Source organism: Puniceibacterium antarcticum, assembly GCF_002760615.1.
GTDB classification, from domain to species: Bacteria; Pseudomonadota; Alphaproteobacteria; order Rhodobacterales; family Rhodobacteraceae; genus Puniceibacterium; species Puniceibacterium antarcticum.
On record NZ_AWWI01000182.1, the window covers coordinates 169,455 to 185,680 of the forward strand.

Below are 16,226 nucleotides of genomic sequence, written 5' to 3' on the forward strand. Positions count from 1 at the left end.
GGGGCTGCCAAAATCCGCACCTCCGCCATACGAAAACCATACGCTTTCCAGACGCCTTCCATACGGGCTTTTCCGGCCCTGACCGCCCCATAGAAAGACCCCAAAATGCTGATCGTTCCCGAAGCTGAAATTGCCGCCCTGATGACCCCCGAAGCCGCGTTTGACGCGGTCGAAGCGACCTTTGCCGCCATGTCGCGCAAGTCCGCCTACAACTTTCCGGTCATCCGCGAGGCGATCGGACATGCCGACGCACTTTATGGCTTCAAATCCGGGTTCGACCGCGAAAGTCTGGCTTTGGGTTTGAAATCAGGCGGTTACTGGCCCGGGAATGCCGACAAGGGCCTGACCAACCACCAGTCCACGATCTTTCTCTTCGACGCGGACACCGGAAAATGCAGCGCCATCGTCGGGGGCAATCTGCTGACCGCGCTGCGCACCGCCGCCGCCTCTGCCGTGTCGATCAAACACCTCGCGCGGCCCGATGCACAGGTGCTTGGCATGATCGGCGCCGGGCATCAGTCGATCTTTCAGATGCAGGCCGCTGTAAAGCAACGTAATTTCAAGAAAGTCATCGGCTGGAACTACCACCCCGAAATGCTGTCGCGCCTTGCCGATTGCGCCGCCCAGCTTGGACTGCCGTTCGAGGAAGCCAGCCTTGAAACCCTGGGCCGCGACGCGGATGTGATCATCTCGATCACCTCCAGCTTTGCGCCCAGCCTGCTGGACGCCCATGTCACCCCCGGCACGCACATCGCCTGCATGGGCACGGATACCAAGGGAAAACAAGAGGTTGAGGCGGCGCTGCTCCAACGCGCCACGGTGTTTACCGATGAAATCGCCCAAAGCATCAGCATTGGCGAGGCACAGCATGCCGTCACTGCGGGTCTGATCAAGGACACCGACATCACGGAAATCGGCGCCGTGATCAACGCGACCCACCCGGGCCGCACCAGTGCCGATGAAATCACCCTGTTCGATGGCACCGGAGTCGGCCTGCAAGACCTTGCAGTCGCGGCCAAAGTGGTGGAGCTTGCGCAAAAAAGCGGCGTTGCGATCAACGTCGATTTCTAACGCAAAGGCAATGACATGCGCGTCGCTCTGAATGGTTTTGGCAGGATCGGCCGCACGATCCTGCGCCAGCTTCTCGCCTCTCACCCGGATATCGAGATCGCGCTGATCAACGACATCGCGCCGCTGGACACCTGCGCCTATCTGTTTCGCTATGATTCCGTCTTCGGCCCCTTTGCCGGGACCGTGCGTGCCGAGACGGGGGCGCTGGCCGTTAATGACCTGTTCATCCCGTTCAGCCAGAAAAGAGATCTGGCCGAGCTGGATCTTTCGGGCATCGACGTGTTGATGGATTGCACCGGCATCATCAACACCCGCGCCCATGCCGCACGCGGGCTGACAGCCGGGGCGAAAAATGTCCTGATTTCAGGGCCTTGTGATGAGGCTGAACAAACCATCGTGCTGGGCGCGAACGAGGATCAGCTTGGCGATGCGCGCATCGTCTCCAACGCCTCCTGTACCACCAATGCGCTCGCGCCCCTGCTGCGCGCCCTGCATGACAGCTGCGGTGTGGTTCAGGGCCATATGACCACGATCCACTGCTATACCGGCAGCCAGCCCATGGTCGACGCCCCGCGCGGCGATCTGGCCCGCAGCCGCGCCGGTGCTGTCTCCATGGTGCCCACCACCACCAGCGCCACCCGCCTGATCGACCGCGTGCTGCCCGATATCGCGGGCCGTGTCACCGGCGCCGCAGTGCGTGTTCCGGTGATCAGCGTCTCTGCCGTCGACCTTGTGGTGACGTTGGAAACCCTTCCAGATCAGCCGCTTAGGGACCACCTGCACCACCTCGCCCAATCGTCCAGTGTACTTGGCGTCACCGAGGATGCGACCGTGTCCACCGATCTGCGCGCACGACCCGAATCGCTGGTCATCGCCCTGCCGGAGACGATCCAGAACGGCATGCAGGCGCGGATCTTTGGCTGGTATGACAACGAATGGGGCTTTTCCGCGCGGATGATCGACATGGCCCGCCTGATGGCCGCAAGATAGCGCTCGAACGCGCCTCGCTTTGGGGCTAGTCAGGGCGCCATGACCAAAGACACCCCATTCGAGATATTTCTCGTCGCGCCTCCGGGCCTTGAATCCCTGCTCTGCGCCGAGGCGCTGGAACAGGGGTTTGCCGATGCAACCATAACGCCCGGCGGCGTCACCCTGACCGGCGGCTGGCCCGAGGTCTGGCGCGCCAATCTGACCCTGCGCGGCGCCTCGCGCGTGCTGGCACGCATCGGCGCGATCCGGGTCATGCATCTGGCCCAGCTCGACAAACGCGCGCGCAAGTTTCCCTGGGCCGACATCCTGCGCCCCGACATCCCGATCCGCGTCGATGTCACCTGCAAGGCCTCGCGCATCTATCACGCCGGTGCCGCCACCCAGCGCATCGAAACCGCCCTGCGCGAAAGCCTCGGCGCCACCATCGCCCCCGACGCCCCCCTGCGCCTGATGGCGCGGATCGAGGATGATCTGTGCACCTTCTCGCTCGACACCTCGGGCGAGCCGCTGCACAAGCGCGGCCATAAAGAGGCTGTGGGCAAGGCCCCGATGCGCGAAACGCTCGCCTCCCTCTTCCTGCGCCAGTGCGGCTATACTGGCACCGAATCCGTGGTGGACCCTATGTGCGGCTCCGGCACCTTCGTGATCGAAGCGGCCGAGATCGCAAAGGGCCTGTTCCCAGGCCGCTCCCGCGCCTTTGCGTTCGAACAATTCGCCAGCTTTGATCCCGACCTCTGGCAGCAGATGCGCACCGCCAACACGCCGCGCCACACCGACAGCCGCTATTACGGCAGCGACCGCGACACCGGCGCCATCCGCATGAGCACCGCCAATGCCGAACGCGCCAGCGTCAGTGACATCGCGAACTTTCGCCACAATGCTGTCAGCGACCTGATCCGCCCCGAAGGTCCCCCGGGTCTGGTCATGGTCAACCCGCCCTACGGCACCCGCATCGGCGAGAAAAAGCTGCTGTTCGCGGTCTATGGCGCGCTTGGCAAGACGCTGCTGGAACGGTTCCGCGGCTGGCGCGTCGGCATGGTGACCACCGATCTGGGTCTTGCCAAGGCCTCTGCCTTGCCATTTTCGACCCCGCTTGCGCCCGTCTCGCACGGCGGGCTGCGCATTCATCTGCTGCAGACCGATACCCTGCGCTGAGGCAGGCAAACGTCGCTGCGCTTGCCCATGCAGGGACGCGGCATCCGACAAAAGCCCGCCAATAAAGGGAATAGTCATTCTTTGAGACGACCATGACTCGTTACCACGAATCGAGGATTGGATGCTGATGTCTCTTAAAATCCTGGCGCTCAGCGCCGCCGCCCTCCTGTCGCTGGCGGGCGCCTCTTCCGCGGCAGAGGGTATCACCAAGGAGAGCGTGAAATTCGCTCAGGTTGCTGCCCTTGACGGGCCCGCCGCCGCCCTTGGCACCGGAATGCAGCTGGGACTCCGCGCCGCCTTTGAAGAGGCGAACCGCGCGGGGGGCGTTTACGGTCGGCTGCTGACGCTTGACAGCGTGGATGACGGCTATGAACCCGACCGATCCGCCAAGGAAGTGCAGCAAATCATCGACGCGGATGACCATCTGGGACTGGTCGGCGCGGTCGGCACCCCGACCGCTGCCGTGACCCAGCCGCTCGCCACCGCGAGCGACATTCCCTATATCGGTGCCTTCACCGGCGCCGGTTTCCTGCGGGATGGCGGTCTTGGCAATGTCCTGAACATCCGCGCCAGCTATGACGCCGAAACCGAGGCATGGATCAAATATCTTGTCGATGACAAGGGCTTCAAGAAGATCGCCATTCTCTATCAGGACGACGGCTTTGGCCGTGTTGGCCTTGACGGTGTGACCAAGGCCCTCGAACGTCGCGGAATGACCCTTGCCGCAACCGGCAGCTATACCCGCAATACCGTTGCGGTGAAATCTGCCCTGCTCGATATCCGCAAGGCAAAACCGGACACGGTTGTGATGGTCGGCGCCTACAAACCGATCGCCGAGTTCATCAAGCTCTCGCGCAAACTCAAATTCACTCCCGAATTCGTGAACATCTCCTTTGTCGGCTCCACGGCGCTCGCAAACGAACTCGGCCCCGAGGGCGAAGGTGTGATCATATCGCAGGTCGTGCCCTTCCCGTGGGATGCTTCCGTTCCGGTGGTTGCGGCCTATCAGGCGGCCCTGACTGCAGTGGATGCCTCGGCCAATCCGGATTTCATCTCTCTCGAAGGGTATCTTGCGGGGCGCCTCGTCATTGAAATCTTGAACCGCACCGGGGAAAATCTCTCTCGCAAAGCGTTCCTCGCGACCATGCTCGACCTTGGCACAGTGGATTTCGGCGGCGCCGAGATGACCTTTGGACCGGGCGACAATCAGGGAATGGACAGCGTCTTCCTGACCAGCATGAAGGCGGATGGCACTTTCGAGCCTCTCTGAACACAAGAGGAAGGCGGGTCAGCACAGCCTGGGTCGGCTGACCGCTTCCATTCTCTGCCCTTTTGGAAAGTCTGTGGAATGAAATCCATTATTGGCAGCATTGCCTTTAAAATCACGCTCGTACTGGTTGCCATGGGGGCAATGGTGGGTGTTTCGATCTTGGTATCCAACTCGGTCTTTCGCCAGACCGTGACCAGCCTGGATACTCTGGCCAACCAGCGACTGGAAGAATTGACGACAATTTCAGAGCTTGTGACAAACGCCGATCAGCTGAAATCCGAACTGGTCGATGTTCTTCTTGCGTCCGATCAGGCCGCGTTGGCAGAGGCAACTGGCACGGTCGCGAAACATATGGCGGAAATGACCGAACTTTCGGCCAGCTTTCCACCGGAACTCGGCGATATCCTGAACACGCAAATTGGCGCGGCCCTGCGTGATTTCAAAGAGCTGGACCAGATGCGTGCCGCGAATTTCAGCAACCTTGACGACCTTAGAGATCGGATCACCGCTTTGCGCGCGGCGGCCGCAGAAACCAATCGCCACCTCAAATCCGTCAGCACCACCGCGTATTTCGATCTGGTCGTGGGCGGCGATGACACCGTCAGCGCGCTGGACGACAGGCTGACCCATCTTGTGGATGGGGTGGTGGCTGCACTGCAGAATCGTTACCGCATAAATGCAGACGTGAACCTGCTCACTGGCGTGGCGCTTGCCCTGACACAGACGGCAGACGACTCCCTCATATCGATCCTGAAGGATCTTTCGAAAAGCGCGCTGGGTGATCTGCGCTTAGCCGTGGACGAGGCAAATGCCAACACATCGCTTTCCTTCGACACCACCCCTATCGAAGACAGTTATGCCCTGTTCGAAAAGGTGCTGAGCAGCTCGACCTTTGTCATCAAGGGCCAAAAGGATAACATCGTGGCGGCACAGCGTGACCTCGGCCTGCTCGTCGCTTCACAGGTGGATGACCTCATCTTTTCCCTCGCCATAGAAAGCGAAACAGCCTCAGAAAACACCTCGACAACGATCCAGAACCTCCTTGATGGCCCGGTTGCCCGGATCAAGATGCTCGCCAGTGTTGATGTGGCCGTCTGGGCCTATGTCGGCGGGGCTCTTGAACTGGCCGCTTCGGAAAACCAGAAACACTCTGCCGCTCTTAACACCGAACTTGCGAAACTGGCGCAATCCCTGACCCAGATGATCCCCGATTCAGAGGTGGTGCTGGCCGGAAAAGTGGCGCAGTTGATCACATTTTCTGACCCAGACACCGGGATTTTCAAACACCGCAAAGCAATCAATGATTCGGTCGCCGAAAGCGAAAACGCTTTAAAAAAGACCGTAGAGAGCGTACGCAGCGTCGGCAAAACTGCGGCCGAGGCTGGCAAGGCAACCCGATCCCAGATCAAGACCGACAGTCTTGCGGTCCTCGATCAGGCCAAGCGCGCCGGCGTCCAGCTTCTGAACATCGGCTGGATTTCGTTGGGCGTTTTCCTCGGCGCAATCGCCTTGACCTTCCTCACGCTCGTGCGGCCTCTGCAACGCCTGACCGGCGCGACCGAAGCACTGGCCTCGGGTGATCTCGAACAGGACGTCCCCTTTGCGCAGAAAGGCGGTGAAGTCGGACGCATGGCCCGCGCCCTGCTGATCTTCCGCGACGGGCTGGTAGAAAAACAGCAGATGCAGGCGAAAGAAGAAGAAGAGCGCACGCTGCGCCAACAAGAACAGGAGTTGATCGTTTCCTCGCTGGCCGAGGGCATGAACCGGCTTGCCGACGGCGACCTTGCCGTGCAGATCACCCAGACCTTCCCCGGAGACTACGAACGGCTGCGCCGGGATTTCAATCAGGCCACCAGCACCCTGCATGACGCGATCCAGCGGATCGCAAACAGCGCCGCCTCGGTCAACGATTCAAGTTCGGAAATTTCGAACGCCTCGGACGATCTGGCACGACGCACCGAACACGCGGCCGCCACCCTGGCCGAAACAGCAGCCGCGCTCGCCCAGATGACTATTTCGGTTCAAGGTTCGGCCGAACGTGCCGAAAGTGCGCTGCAGGTGGTGAGCGTTGCACGCAGCAGCGCAGAAGAAGGCAAGACAATCGTCGAATCGACTGTGGTCGCGATGCGCCTGATCGAGGATTCGGCTATGAAGATCAGCAAGATCATCGGCGTGATCGATGACATCGCCTTCCAGACAAACCTTCTGGCGCTCAACGCCGGAGTCGAGGCGGCCCGGGCCGGCGAGGCGGGGCGCGGCTTTGCCGTCGTCGCCTCCGAAGTCCGCGGCCTTGCGCAGCGTTCCTCTGAGGCCGCGAAAGAGATCAACAGCCTGATTTCCGAAAGTACCATTCAGGTTGATCAGGGCGTTGCCCTTGTGGGCAAGACGGAACTTGCGCTGGATCGCATCTCGGGCGCAGTGATCGAGGTATCTCAGCAGGCGTCTGACATCGCGGCCTCTGCCAAGCAGCAGGCGGTCGGCATTTCCGAAGTGAACACCGCCGTCAACGAACTCGATCAGGTGACCCAGCAAAACGCCGCCATGTTCGAAGAAACCAGCGCGGCCAGCATGACGCTGAATTCCGAAGCCAGCAACCTGGCCGATGCCGTCTCGGGCTTCCGCCTGACGGGCATGGTCGATGTTCATACGGCAGGGCAAACACCGTCTGGCGGCACGTGGGAGGAGACGGACGAAAGACAGACGCGCTCTGCCTGACAGAGCGCTCTGCAAAGGCCGTGATGTGTTTCATCAACCGCACGCCGTCAGCACACGGGACCAGATGATCCTGCGCAAGCGCTCTCGCGGTGGCTTGTGCCTTGCATCTGACGCAAAGCGTGCTCAGCCCCCTCAACCGCTTGCGCCAATACACAGGCGCGTGTCACCATCTAACGCTCCATGGCTCTGCCACGGCACGCTGCACCCTCGCTTACTCCGCCCCATTGGCACAATCGCGTTGTATCTGATCGCCACATCGGGGTAGGAAGCGACCATGTTTCGAGAGCGGGCGACATGCTGACATGAAGATGCGCGACACCTTTATCAAACCCATGCACCCGGAAGGGCGCCGGTTTGTGGCTATTTTTGCCGCGATCAGCCTTGTGCTGTTTCTGATCTGGGACCCCCTTGGATGGGTCGGACTTGGCCTGACGGTCTGGTGCTATTACTTCTTTCGCGACCCGCAGCGGACCACGCCCACACGCGCCGGGCTGATCATCAGCCCGGCGGATGGCGTGATCTCGCTCATCGAACCAGCGGTTCCACCGGCCGAACTCGGGATGTCCGACGCGCCGCTGACCCGGGTCAGTGTGTTCATGAACGTCTTTAACTGTCATGTGAACCGCGCTCCGATCGGCGGGCGCATCAGCGCTATCGCCTATCGTCCGGGCAAGTTCCTCAATGCCTCGCTAGACAAGGCCAGTGAAGACAATGAACGCAACAGCCTGTGCATTGACATGGCGGATGGCCGCCAGATTGCCGTGGTCCAGATCGCCGGTCTGGTTGCGCGCCGGATCGTCTGCTTTGTCACACCGGGGACAGAAATCGCAACGGGTGGGCGGTTCGGTCTGATCCGCTTTGGCTCGCGTCTCGATGTCTACCTGCCCGATGGCGTGGCCCCGCTTGTCAGCATCGGCCAGACCATGGTCGCAGGCGAAACCGTGCTCGCCGACCTCACCTCTGACGAGCCGCGTCGCAGCGGGCGGACGGGCTGATCGATGAGAGAGGATCTTCCGGGTCAGAAAGGTGATCTTCAGCTCGCACAGCTGATCCCCAACCTCATGACAATTGCCGCGATCTGTGCCGGTCTGACCGCCATCCGGTTTGGCTTTCAGTCAGATTTTGAACGCGCCGTGCGACTGATCCTTCTGGCCTGCGTGCTCGATGGTATGGACGGGCGCGTTGCCCGCATGCTCAAGAGTGAATCAAAGATCGGCGCAGAGCTCGACTCTCTTGCCGACTTTCTGAATTTCGGCGTTGCACCGGCGCTGATCGTGCATGTCTGGGCGCTGCAGGATTGGCGCGGGGCGGGCTGGATGGCTGTTCTCATCTACACGATCTGCTGCGTGCTGCGTCTGGCGCGGTTCAACGTGACGAGCAAAGAAGGCGATGATGCGGCGGACAAGGGCTACTTTGTCGGTGTACCCTCACCCGCAGGCGCGTTTCTGGTGATGCTGCCGATGTTCGTGGCCTTCCTGTTTCCCGACATGCCGCGCTTGCCGGTAGAGGTTCTGGCAGGCTATGTGGTGGCCGTGGGGCTGCTGATGATCAGCAACATCCGTACCTATTCCTTCAAGAAGATCGCGATCTCACGCCGCAATGCAAAATTTGTGGTCTTGGGCTTCGTGCTGCTGATCACCGCCCTGCTGACCTATCTCTGGGCAACTCTGGCTTTCCTGAGTATCGGCTACGCCCTCACTGTGATCTGGGCCTTACGGCCCGGCAAGAACAGGACGCGCGGGCAAGGATAACCCATGGACATCGACGCAATCAAATCCTCTTACGCCCGCTGGGCGCCGGTCTACGACCGTACCTTCGGGGCGATCACACAGGTCGGACGCCGCGCGACGGTGCAGTATATCAACAGCCAGCCCGTCCAGCGTGTTCTTGAGGTCGGGGTCGGCACCGGGCTGGCGCTGCAGCATTATCGCAAGGATCTGAAGGTCACCGGCATCGATTTCAGCGCAGACATGCTGAAGAAAGCCCGGCGCCGGGTGCAGGCACAGCAGCTCAGCCATGTGGATCAACTGCTTCAGATGGATGCCCGGTCGCTTGATTTTCCCGACAATCATTTCGACGTGGTCGCCGCCATGCACATCGTGTCAGTTGTTCCCGAACCCGAACGGGTTGTGGCCGAAATGGCGCGGGTCTGCAAACCCGGCGGCAAGATCGTGATCACCAACCATTTCGCCAGCGACAAGGGCATTCTGGCCGTGATCGAACGGCTCAGCGCGCCTTTCTCGGAATTTCTAGGCTGGCATTCCGACTTCAGCATTTCTACCGTGATGGGAGAGCCTGCCCTGACCGTGATAGAACGAAAGACGCTTCCGCCGATGGGCACGATGACCTTTCTGGCGTTCGAAAAGTCTCCTCCAGTGCTCGCCTGACGGGCTTTGACCGGTCAGACCGCCGAAAAAGATATCCGCCTGCCCGCTTGCAGAATAGCCCCTGTCGTTCCAGCATCGGATGACGTCTTATGTTGTTCACGCCCTATCCAGCATGGTCCTGGAGAAATCGCAGGCCCGGGCAATGACATCGCTGCGCGACAGCGCCACGTCAAGGGCCAGAACCTCGGGGCCCGTGGGTGTTTCAAGATCGGCGAACTGGCTCTCCAGAAGACTGACAGGCATGAAATGATCGCGCCGTGCGGCCATACGCGCGGCTAGCAGCGTCTTGTCGCCGTATAGGTGAATGATCCCCATCGGGTTCAGCGTGACGCGCAGACGCTCCCTGTAAGCCTCCTTGAGCGCTGAACAGGCAATAACCACCCTGCCCGGCCGAGCATCGGCGGCGCCTGCGATCCGGTCCAGCCAGCCCCAGCGATGCGCATCTGTCAGCGGCAAGCCAGAGGTCATTCGCGCCTTTGCCTCGGGCGAATGATGGTCATCCGCCTCGATAAATGTTGCGCCAAGGCTGTCTGACACCGCTTTCGCCACGGTGGATTTCCCCGTGCCGCACACGCCCATGACCAGCAGATGCTGCATGGCTTCCTCCGAATCGATTGTATTTCCCGGGCTTTATGACAGCGCCGTCGCGCATCCAGAAGAGCTTGCCGATGACAATCGGACCTCTTCCTCGCCCCGCCGCACAACATGGTCCTTGGCAAACAACAGCGTGGCACCGCTGCTCGTTCCGGTGGCGGAAAGCGTCGCCTCGACCCCGTCCGGGCGCAATGCCGCAAGCATCTGCAGATACCAGGGATTGCGGGCAAACGGCCCCTCGACGATCCCCGGCCCCCGCGCGCTGGAAAGGGACAGGCAGCTGTCGGTCATGAGCGCAACATGATAGCCCGGCGCAAACATTTTCTGCCCATCACTTTCTCGCGTTACCGTCCAGCCGCCTGCCCGGCCCCGGAACGGGCCCAACCCGGGTTCAACCGCAGGCAGCAGCATGACTCCGCATTCCAGAACGCGCTGCGCATCTGTATCCGTACCCAGACTTTCAGACCCGTCGCGGATCATTTCGAATTCACGCACGCCCATGAACCGTGCCGACGGGACAGGCGCGCCGGTGCCGCTGACATTGACCAGCGTGTCGCGGTCGGGATCAAGCTGCACCGCAGCCCCCCCCACCGCCATGGCAATGACCCAGGTCCCGGTCGACACCGCCGCAAACGGAGCAGACTTACTCAGCACATGCGGATAGAGCGAAGCGTTGGGTCATGGATGCCACAAGCCACGGGTGTGTCGGGCGCAAGCCCGGTGAGCGCGGCAATATCAGGCGTCACAACACCCAGAACGTCAGACGCCGGTCGCGGCGGCGCCAGCCGTCCGCTCATTCCCAGCTTCGCCACAAGATCCGAAGCACGGGCCGCGAAAGGCTGCCAAAGATCGGAGTGACAGCCCAGTGAAGTCACATCGCTCGCCAGCACCCCGGTCAGCCGGTAGCCCCAATACTGCGGATAGGTCACCACATGCGCCAGCCGCGCTTCCAGCCCGGGATCGGTGCGCAGCATCCAATGTAACTGTGCGCCAGGGTTCAGCCCCGCCCCCGGACGCGGCGCCCCGGTCTGTTCGAACCGTGGCCACAGGGTGTCATACTCAGCCGCCAAGGCATCCGGCCCGTCATGTTCGTAGTTCAGCATCAGCGCAGCCGATCCACCGGCGGCGTCCAGCAGCACAGCCGCCGCGCCGTGGGTGGTGATCGAAATGGCATCGACGCCGTGTTCGGTGCGAACGGTGCGCAAACCCTCAATGAAAAAACCCCAATGCCCCTCAAGATCGAAATGCGGCCAGGGTGGCCCGTGCAGGATGCGATTTGGGCGGGTAACCACGGCAATCTCGTTCAGCGTGGCGGCGTCGACCAGCGCCAGCGTGGCATTCGTCTTGCCAACGTCGATCACAGCAATATGGCGGGACATCCTCATGGCAGGTGAAACATCGTCTCAAGCACAACCACCTTGGGCGAATGATCCGCGTTGACCTCCATCAGATCCGCCATATGAGCCCACCATTTCTGCATCACGGGGTGGCCCGGCAGCGCGGCCATGCCATGATCATCGTGCCGCCAGAGCACGGCAAACAAGGCGTTACTCTCAGAATCATGGTGGATCGAATAATCCGTGACACCCGCGTCGCGCAGCAGATCGGACAGTTCGGGCCATATCTCATCGTGGCGGCGGTGATACTCGGCAGCAAGGTCATGCGAAAGGCGTATTTTTGCATCAGGCCGTCCCCGTCCGGATCAGCCGGATCAGACGCGGCAGGGCAATCACCCCGATCAGCAGCGCCCCGATAAAGATCGACATGACGATCCCCGGCACGTTCAGCAGTCTCAGACCAAAGGTGACCATGACCATGACAAGCGCCGCGATCACCACGCCCAAAATGCGGCCCGACCCGCCCAGCACGACCATGTTCACGATCTCAAGTTCCCAGGCTGACGCGATAGAGCGCCGCGTCGATTCCAGCCGCGCGGTCAGGCACACCACCGCAATGCCGGACATCAGGCCGGTGAGCAGGAACAGGGTCATCTTAACCCGCCCGACCCGGATGCCGCTGAAGGTGGCGGCGGTCGCGTTATTGCCGATGGTAAAGACGTGTCGGCCAAAGTTGGTGAAATGCAAGATCACGCCATAGATCAGCGCAAAGGCCACAAACAGCACCAGCTCGGAGGAGATCACCCAGAAGACGTCGCCGCGCCCGAGCCAGGCGAAGCTTTCCGGTTAACCGTTAAACGCCTGATCCCCCAGCACGATATAGCTGATGCTGCGAAAAAGGCTAATCGTGCCGATGGTCACGACGATGGACGGTAGGCCGAGGCGCGTGACCAACACACCGTTGAATGCACCACAGAGCAGGCCAACTGACAGCCCGATCACGATCAGCCCCGGCGTGCCAACGCCGTACTGCAAAGCCCAGCCCATGGCGGTCGAGGCAAGCGCGATGATGGATGCCCGGAAAGGCCGCGTTCAGCTTTGCCGTCACCATCCCCGTCAGCGCCCGATTCGACGCCACCGACAGGTCGATGCAGGGGGTAAGGATGACCAAAGTTTGACCCAGCGCCGGAATGATCAGGATCGAGGTGTCGTTGAACACCGCTGCCAGATTGCCCGGCGCAGCAAATCCGGAAAACCGGCTTTCCACCAGCACCAATAGCGCCAAAAGCGCGCCAAGCAGGATCGCTTCGCGCGATTTCGGGAATCTCAGGATCATGCGGCACTTTCCTCGTGTCCGGCAGCGGCGCGGACCAGTTTTTCGGGCGTCAGCCCGTCGCGGTCAAATTCGGCGGCAATGCGGCCCTTGCGCATGACGATGACGCGGTCGGACATGCCCAAGATCTCGGGGATTTCCGAGCTGACCATGATCGCCGACAGACCTTCGGCAGCGAGTTCGGCCATGAAGGCGTGCACGTCCGCTTTGGAGCCGACGTCGATGCCTTTGGTCAGCTCGTCCAGAATGATGACCTTGGGCCTTGTCGCCAGCCATTTGGCACTGACAACCATTTGCTGGTTGCCGCCAGACAGCTCACCCACGTTCTGATCCAGTGCGGCGGCGCGCAGTTCCAGCCGTTCTGTATAGGTGCGGGCCAGCGCGAAGTCCGCAGCCATATTCAGGAATCGGTTGCGTGCTGCGTGACAGAGACGGCAGGGTGACATTCTGAAAGATCGGCATGGCGGTGACCGCGCCCTGTTTGCCACGATCCTCGGGCACATAGACGATGCCCTTGGCCACAGCCTCGGCGGGCGAGCGGATCACGGCGATCTTGCCATCAATCCTGACCGCACCATTTGAAGGCTTGGTGACACCGAACAGCGCCTGCATGAACTCCGACCGCCCTGCCCCGACAAGGCCGTAGAATCCAAGGATCTCGCCCCGGCGCAGTTTGAAATTGATGTCCGCGAATTCGGTCGGATGGGCATAGCCCGCAACGGTCAGGATCACATCCCCCACCGACCGGATGCGTTCGAGAAAGATCGTATCGACCGACCGGCCCACCATCTTTTCCACCAGCTGGTTTTCGATCACATCCGCGATCATCTCTGCATCGACCATCTCTCCATCACGAAAGACGGTGTAGCGGTCGGCAATGCGAAAGATCTCGTCGAACTTGTGGCTGATGAACGGGATCGCCTTACCCTCAGCCTTGAGCCGATTCACCAGCTCGTAAAGCTCTTCGATCTCTGCTCGGCTCAGGGCGGCGGTGGGTTCGTCCATCACCACCACCCGCGCCTGAACCGACAGAGCGCGGGCTATGGCGACCAGATGTTTGCTCGCGATGCCCAGATCACCCAACTGCCTGCACTGATCAGGGCGTGCCCCGATGCGCGTCAGAATCCCGGTCGCATCAGCCGTCATGCGCGCCCAGTCGATCAGGCCGAACCGTCCGCGCGGGGCGTGGCCCAGAAAGATGTTTTCGGCCACCGACAGATCATCGAACAGCACCGTTTCCTGATGGAACGCAGTGACGGCAGCGTCAGCGGCGGCGGTCGCGGTGGGAAATCGGGTCTCGGTCCCGTCGACCTCGATGCGGCCCTCGTCCGGCTGGTATGTCCCGGTCAGGATCTTGACCAGCGTCGATTTCCCGGCGCCGTTTTCACCAACCCGCGCGGTCACCTGCCCCGGATAAAGCGACAGTTCGACGGCGGACAGGGCGAGCACCCCCGGAAAGGTCTTGGTGATGCCCGACAGGCGCAGAACAGGGTCTGCAGCCGCCGTTGCCGACTCTGCGATCTGGGTTGTGAAATTCATCTGGCCCCCAATGTGATACATCTTGCGGACGTGCCGCAAAGAGGTGGTGCGGGTCGGCCGCGCTGGCCGACCCTGTGGCAATCAGAAGAGGCTCTTGAACTCTTCCATATTGCTCTTGTCATAGGTGAACGTCTCGGACATCGCGGCGGTGTTGGTATCTTCCAGCGTGACGCTGCCCATCCGGTCTGTGCTGATCGTGGCGCCCGGCTCTGCCGTCACCTCTTTGGCGGCCAGAGCATGGGCGATCATCGCGGTGTTGTAGCAAAGATCGACCGGATTCCAGATCGCAAAAGATTGCGAAGCCCCGGACTCCACCGCCCCCGCCATTTCCGACGGCAGTCCAAGACCGGCCACGTTGACCTTGCCGATCATGCCTGCATCCGCCACGGCTTGCGCCGCTGCGGCGATCCCAACGGATGTCGGCGCGATGATCGCATCCAGATCAGGGTGCGGCTGGATAAAGCCCTGTGTTTCACGGCAGGTTTTATCGGCAAGATCGTCACCTTAGACGGTCGCGACCACTTCGATGTTGGGATTGTCGCCCATCACCATGTTCATCTCGGCGTTCCAGGTGTTCTGGTTGGTCGAGGTTGCGGACAGCACCGCCACCTTGCCGCCGTCGGGCAAATGGTCCGCCGCCAGCTTGATGATCGTCTTGCCGATCAGCGCGTCCGAGGACGGGGCAAGGTGCATCTGATGCCCCTCGGGGGCAACACCGGAATCCTAGGAAATCAAGGTGATCCCGCGCTGCATCGCCTTTTGTGGTGCTGGCACAACAGCGTCCGGGTCATTGGCAGAGATCGCAATGGCGTCGACACGCTGCGCGATCAGCCTGTTGATCACTTCGATCTGGCCCTCCTGCGCCATGGGCGTCGCGGCAAGCGACACGCCGATGGCAAGCCTTCTGGTAAATGTCATGATCTTCCTCCCAAAGTTTGACAAATTGTCCTCTGCGCTGCGGGGTCGTCCGCATCCACCGCTCCGTAAATGGATAGCCCGCCTCCACTGCTGATGCATCCGCGCCCACGGGCACGACGATCAGGGTCACTTCTGCTGCGTTCATCATGGCGGCATGGCGATCCTCGATCCCCTCATCCGTGATGATCTTGCCGACCTTTTCCAGCCCGCACAGGATCAGGCTGGACCGTATGTCGAATTTCGAACTGTCCGCCAGGACAACCAACTCATCCGCCTGCCCAATCAGCTTTTGTTCGGCCTGAATGACCAGCAGATCGGCCTCCATGATCCCCAGTGGCGCAATGCCCTGACATCCCGTGAACATGCGCCGCGCATAAAAGTTGCGGGTCACATCGTTGTCGAACGGAGATAGGATGATGTTCTGTTCGCGGTAGATCGTGCCACCCGACAGCATGACCGTATTCTTGGTCTGCTTGAGCAGATGTTCCGCAATCGGAAACGAGTTGGTGAAGACCTGACAGCGTTTGTTTCCAGCGGATGGACCATCTGAAACGTGGTCGTCCCACCGTTGATGATGATCTATCCCCGTCTTCGCACAGGGCCACAGCCGCCTTTGCAATCGCCTGTTTCTGTCGCGCATGCTTGCTTTGATTGACAGAAAACGGCCGTCCGGCCAACCCGACAAATTCAGGCGGCGCATTGGATTCGGCCCATCCCCGCACCCGGCGCAACTTCTTGGCCATGCGCAGCGTTGCAATGTCACGCCGGATCGTGGCTCCAGAGGACTCCGTCAATTCAACCATTTCGACCACCGTGACAAACGGCTTGGCCTGAATGGCGGATAGAGTGATCCTGTGGCAAATACGCAAGCTTGCGATCAAACGGCACGGGGCGCTTTTCGCCCCATGGGGAGGAGT

The 16,226-nt window shown here is 61.1% G+C and carries 12 protein-coding genes and 4 pseudogenes; 8 read left to right on the forward strand and 8 right to left on the reverse strand.

The genetic code is table 11. The features are described from left to right. The first annotated feature begins 105 nt into the window (after positions 1–105). The 8 genes from bhcD to P775_RS26485 all read left to right on the forward strand — a co-directional run bounded on the left by bhcD (position 106) and on the right by P775_RS26485 (position 9,588). The gene (gene bhcD / locus P775_RS26450; RefSeq protein WP_099913787.1) at positions 106–1,071 is read left to right on the forward strand and encodes an iminosuccinate reductase BhcD; all 966 of its coding nucleotides are present in this window, start codon (positions 106–108) and stop codon (positions 1,069–1,071) included. Positions 1,072–1,086: 15 nt separating this feature from the next. Beyond that, entirely contained in the window at positions 1,087–2,061 is a 975-nt protein-coding gene (locus tag P775_RS26455) for a type I glyceraldehyde-3-phosphate dehydrogenase (RefSeq protein ID WP_099913788.1), read from the forward strand. 39 nt (positions 2,062–2,100) lie between these two features. After that, positions 2,101–3,216: a THUMP domain-containing class I SAM-dependent RNA methyltransferase gene (locus P775_RS26460; RefSeq protein WP_099913789.1), complete on the forward strand. Its 1,116-nt coding sequence runs from the start codon at positions 2,101–2,103 to the stop codon at positions 3,214–3,216. Positions 3,217–3,343: 127 nt separating this feature from the next. Then, complete coding sequence (locus P775_RS26465; protein WP_099913837.1) at positions 3,344–4,486, forward strand: ABC transporter substrate-binding protein; 1,143 nt, start codon at positions 3,344–3,346, stop codon at positions 4,484–4,486. Between the two features lie 78 nt (positions 4,487–4,564). After that, positions 4,565–7,201, forward strand: coding sequence for a methyl-accepting chemotaxis protein (locus P775_RS26470; protein WP_099913790.1), 2,637 nt, complete (start codon positions 4,565–4,567; stop codon positions 7,199–7,201). A 302-nt stretch (positions 7,202–7,503) separates the two neighbouring features. Next, complete coding sequence (locus P775_RS26475) at positions 7,504–8,196, forward strand: phosphatidylserine decarboxylase (RefSeq protein WP_099913791.1); 693 nt, start codon at positions 7,504–7,506, stop codon at positions 8,194–8,196. A 3-nt stretch (positions 8,197–8,199) separates the two neighbouring features. Then, entirely contained in the window at positions 8,200–8,952 is a 753-nt protein-coding gene (gene pssA, locus P775_RS26480) for a CDP-diacylglycerol--serine O-phosphatidyltransferase (protein ID WP_099913792.1), read from the forward strand. Positions 8,953–8,955: 3 nt separating this feature from the next. Next, positions 8,956–9,588 carry a class I SAM-dependent methyltransferase gene (locus tag P775_RS26485; protein WP_099913793.1) on the forward strand — a complete coding sequence of 211 codons (633 nt, stop codon included), beginning with the start codon at positions 8,956–8,958 and terminating at the stop codon, positions 9,586–9,588. 96 nt (positions 9,589–9,684) lie between these two features. On the opposite strand, the gene P775_RS26490 is transcribed toward P775_RS26485, so the two are convergent. From P775_RS26490 to P775_RS26520, 8 genes and pseudogenes are all read right to left on the reverse strand, one after another. Then, positions 9,685–10,185, reverse strand: coding sequence for a gluconokinase (locus tag P775_RS26490; protein ID WP_099913794.1), 501 nt, complete (start codon positions 10,183–10,185; stop codon positions 9,685–9,687). A gap of 33 nt (positions 10,186–10,218) precedes the next feature. Continuing rightward, complete coding sequence (locus P775_RS29310) at positions 10,219–10,779, reverse strand: acetate and sugar kinases/Hsc70/actin family protein (RefSeq protein ID WP_245875874.1); 561 nt, start codon at positions 10,777–10,779, stop codon at positions 10,219–10,221. Positions 10,780–10,829: 50 nt separating this feature from the next. Continuing rightward, entirely contained in the window at positions 10,830–11,561 is a 732-nt protein-coding gene (locus P775_RS29315; protein ID WP_245875875.1) for an FGGY family carbohydrate kinase, read from the reverse strand. 2 nt (positions 11,562–11,563) lie between these two features. Further along, on the reverse strand, positions 11,564–11,857 hold the full coding sequence (locus P775_RS26500) for an L-rhamnose mutarotase (protein ID WP_099913795.1): 294 nt from the start codon (positions 11,855–11,857) through the stop codon (positions 11,564–11,566). A gap of 7 nt (positions 11,858–11,864) precedes the next feature. Further along, a pseudogene (locus P775_RS26505) lies at positions 11,865–12,855 on the reverse strand (ABC transporter permease). After that, a pseudogene (locus tag P775_RS26510) lies at positions 12,852–14,391 on the reverse strand (sugar ABC transporter ATP-binding protein). Before P775_RS26510 ends, P775_RS26505 begins: the two co-directional pseudogenes overlap by 4 nt. A gap of 81 nt (positions 14,392–14,472) precedes the next feature. After that, a pseudogene (locus P775_RS26515) lies at positions 14,473–15,408 on the reverse strand (substrate-binding domain-containing protein). Positions 15,409–15,412: 4 nt separating this feature from the next. After that, a pseudogene (locus P775_RS26520) lies at positions 15,413–16,178 on the reverse strand (DeoR/GlpR family DNA-binding transcription regulator); the annotation flags it as partial. Positions 16,179–16,226 lie beyond the last annotated feature (48 nt).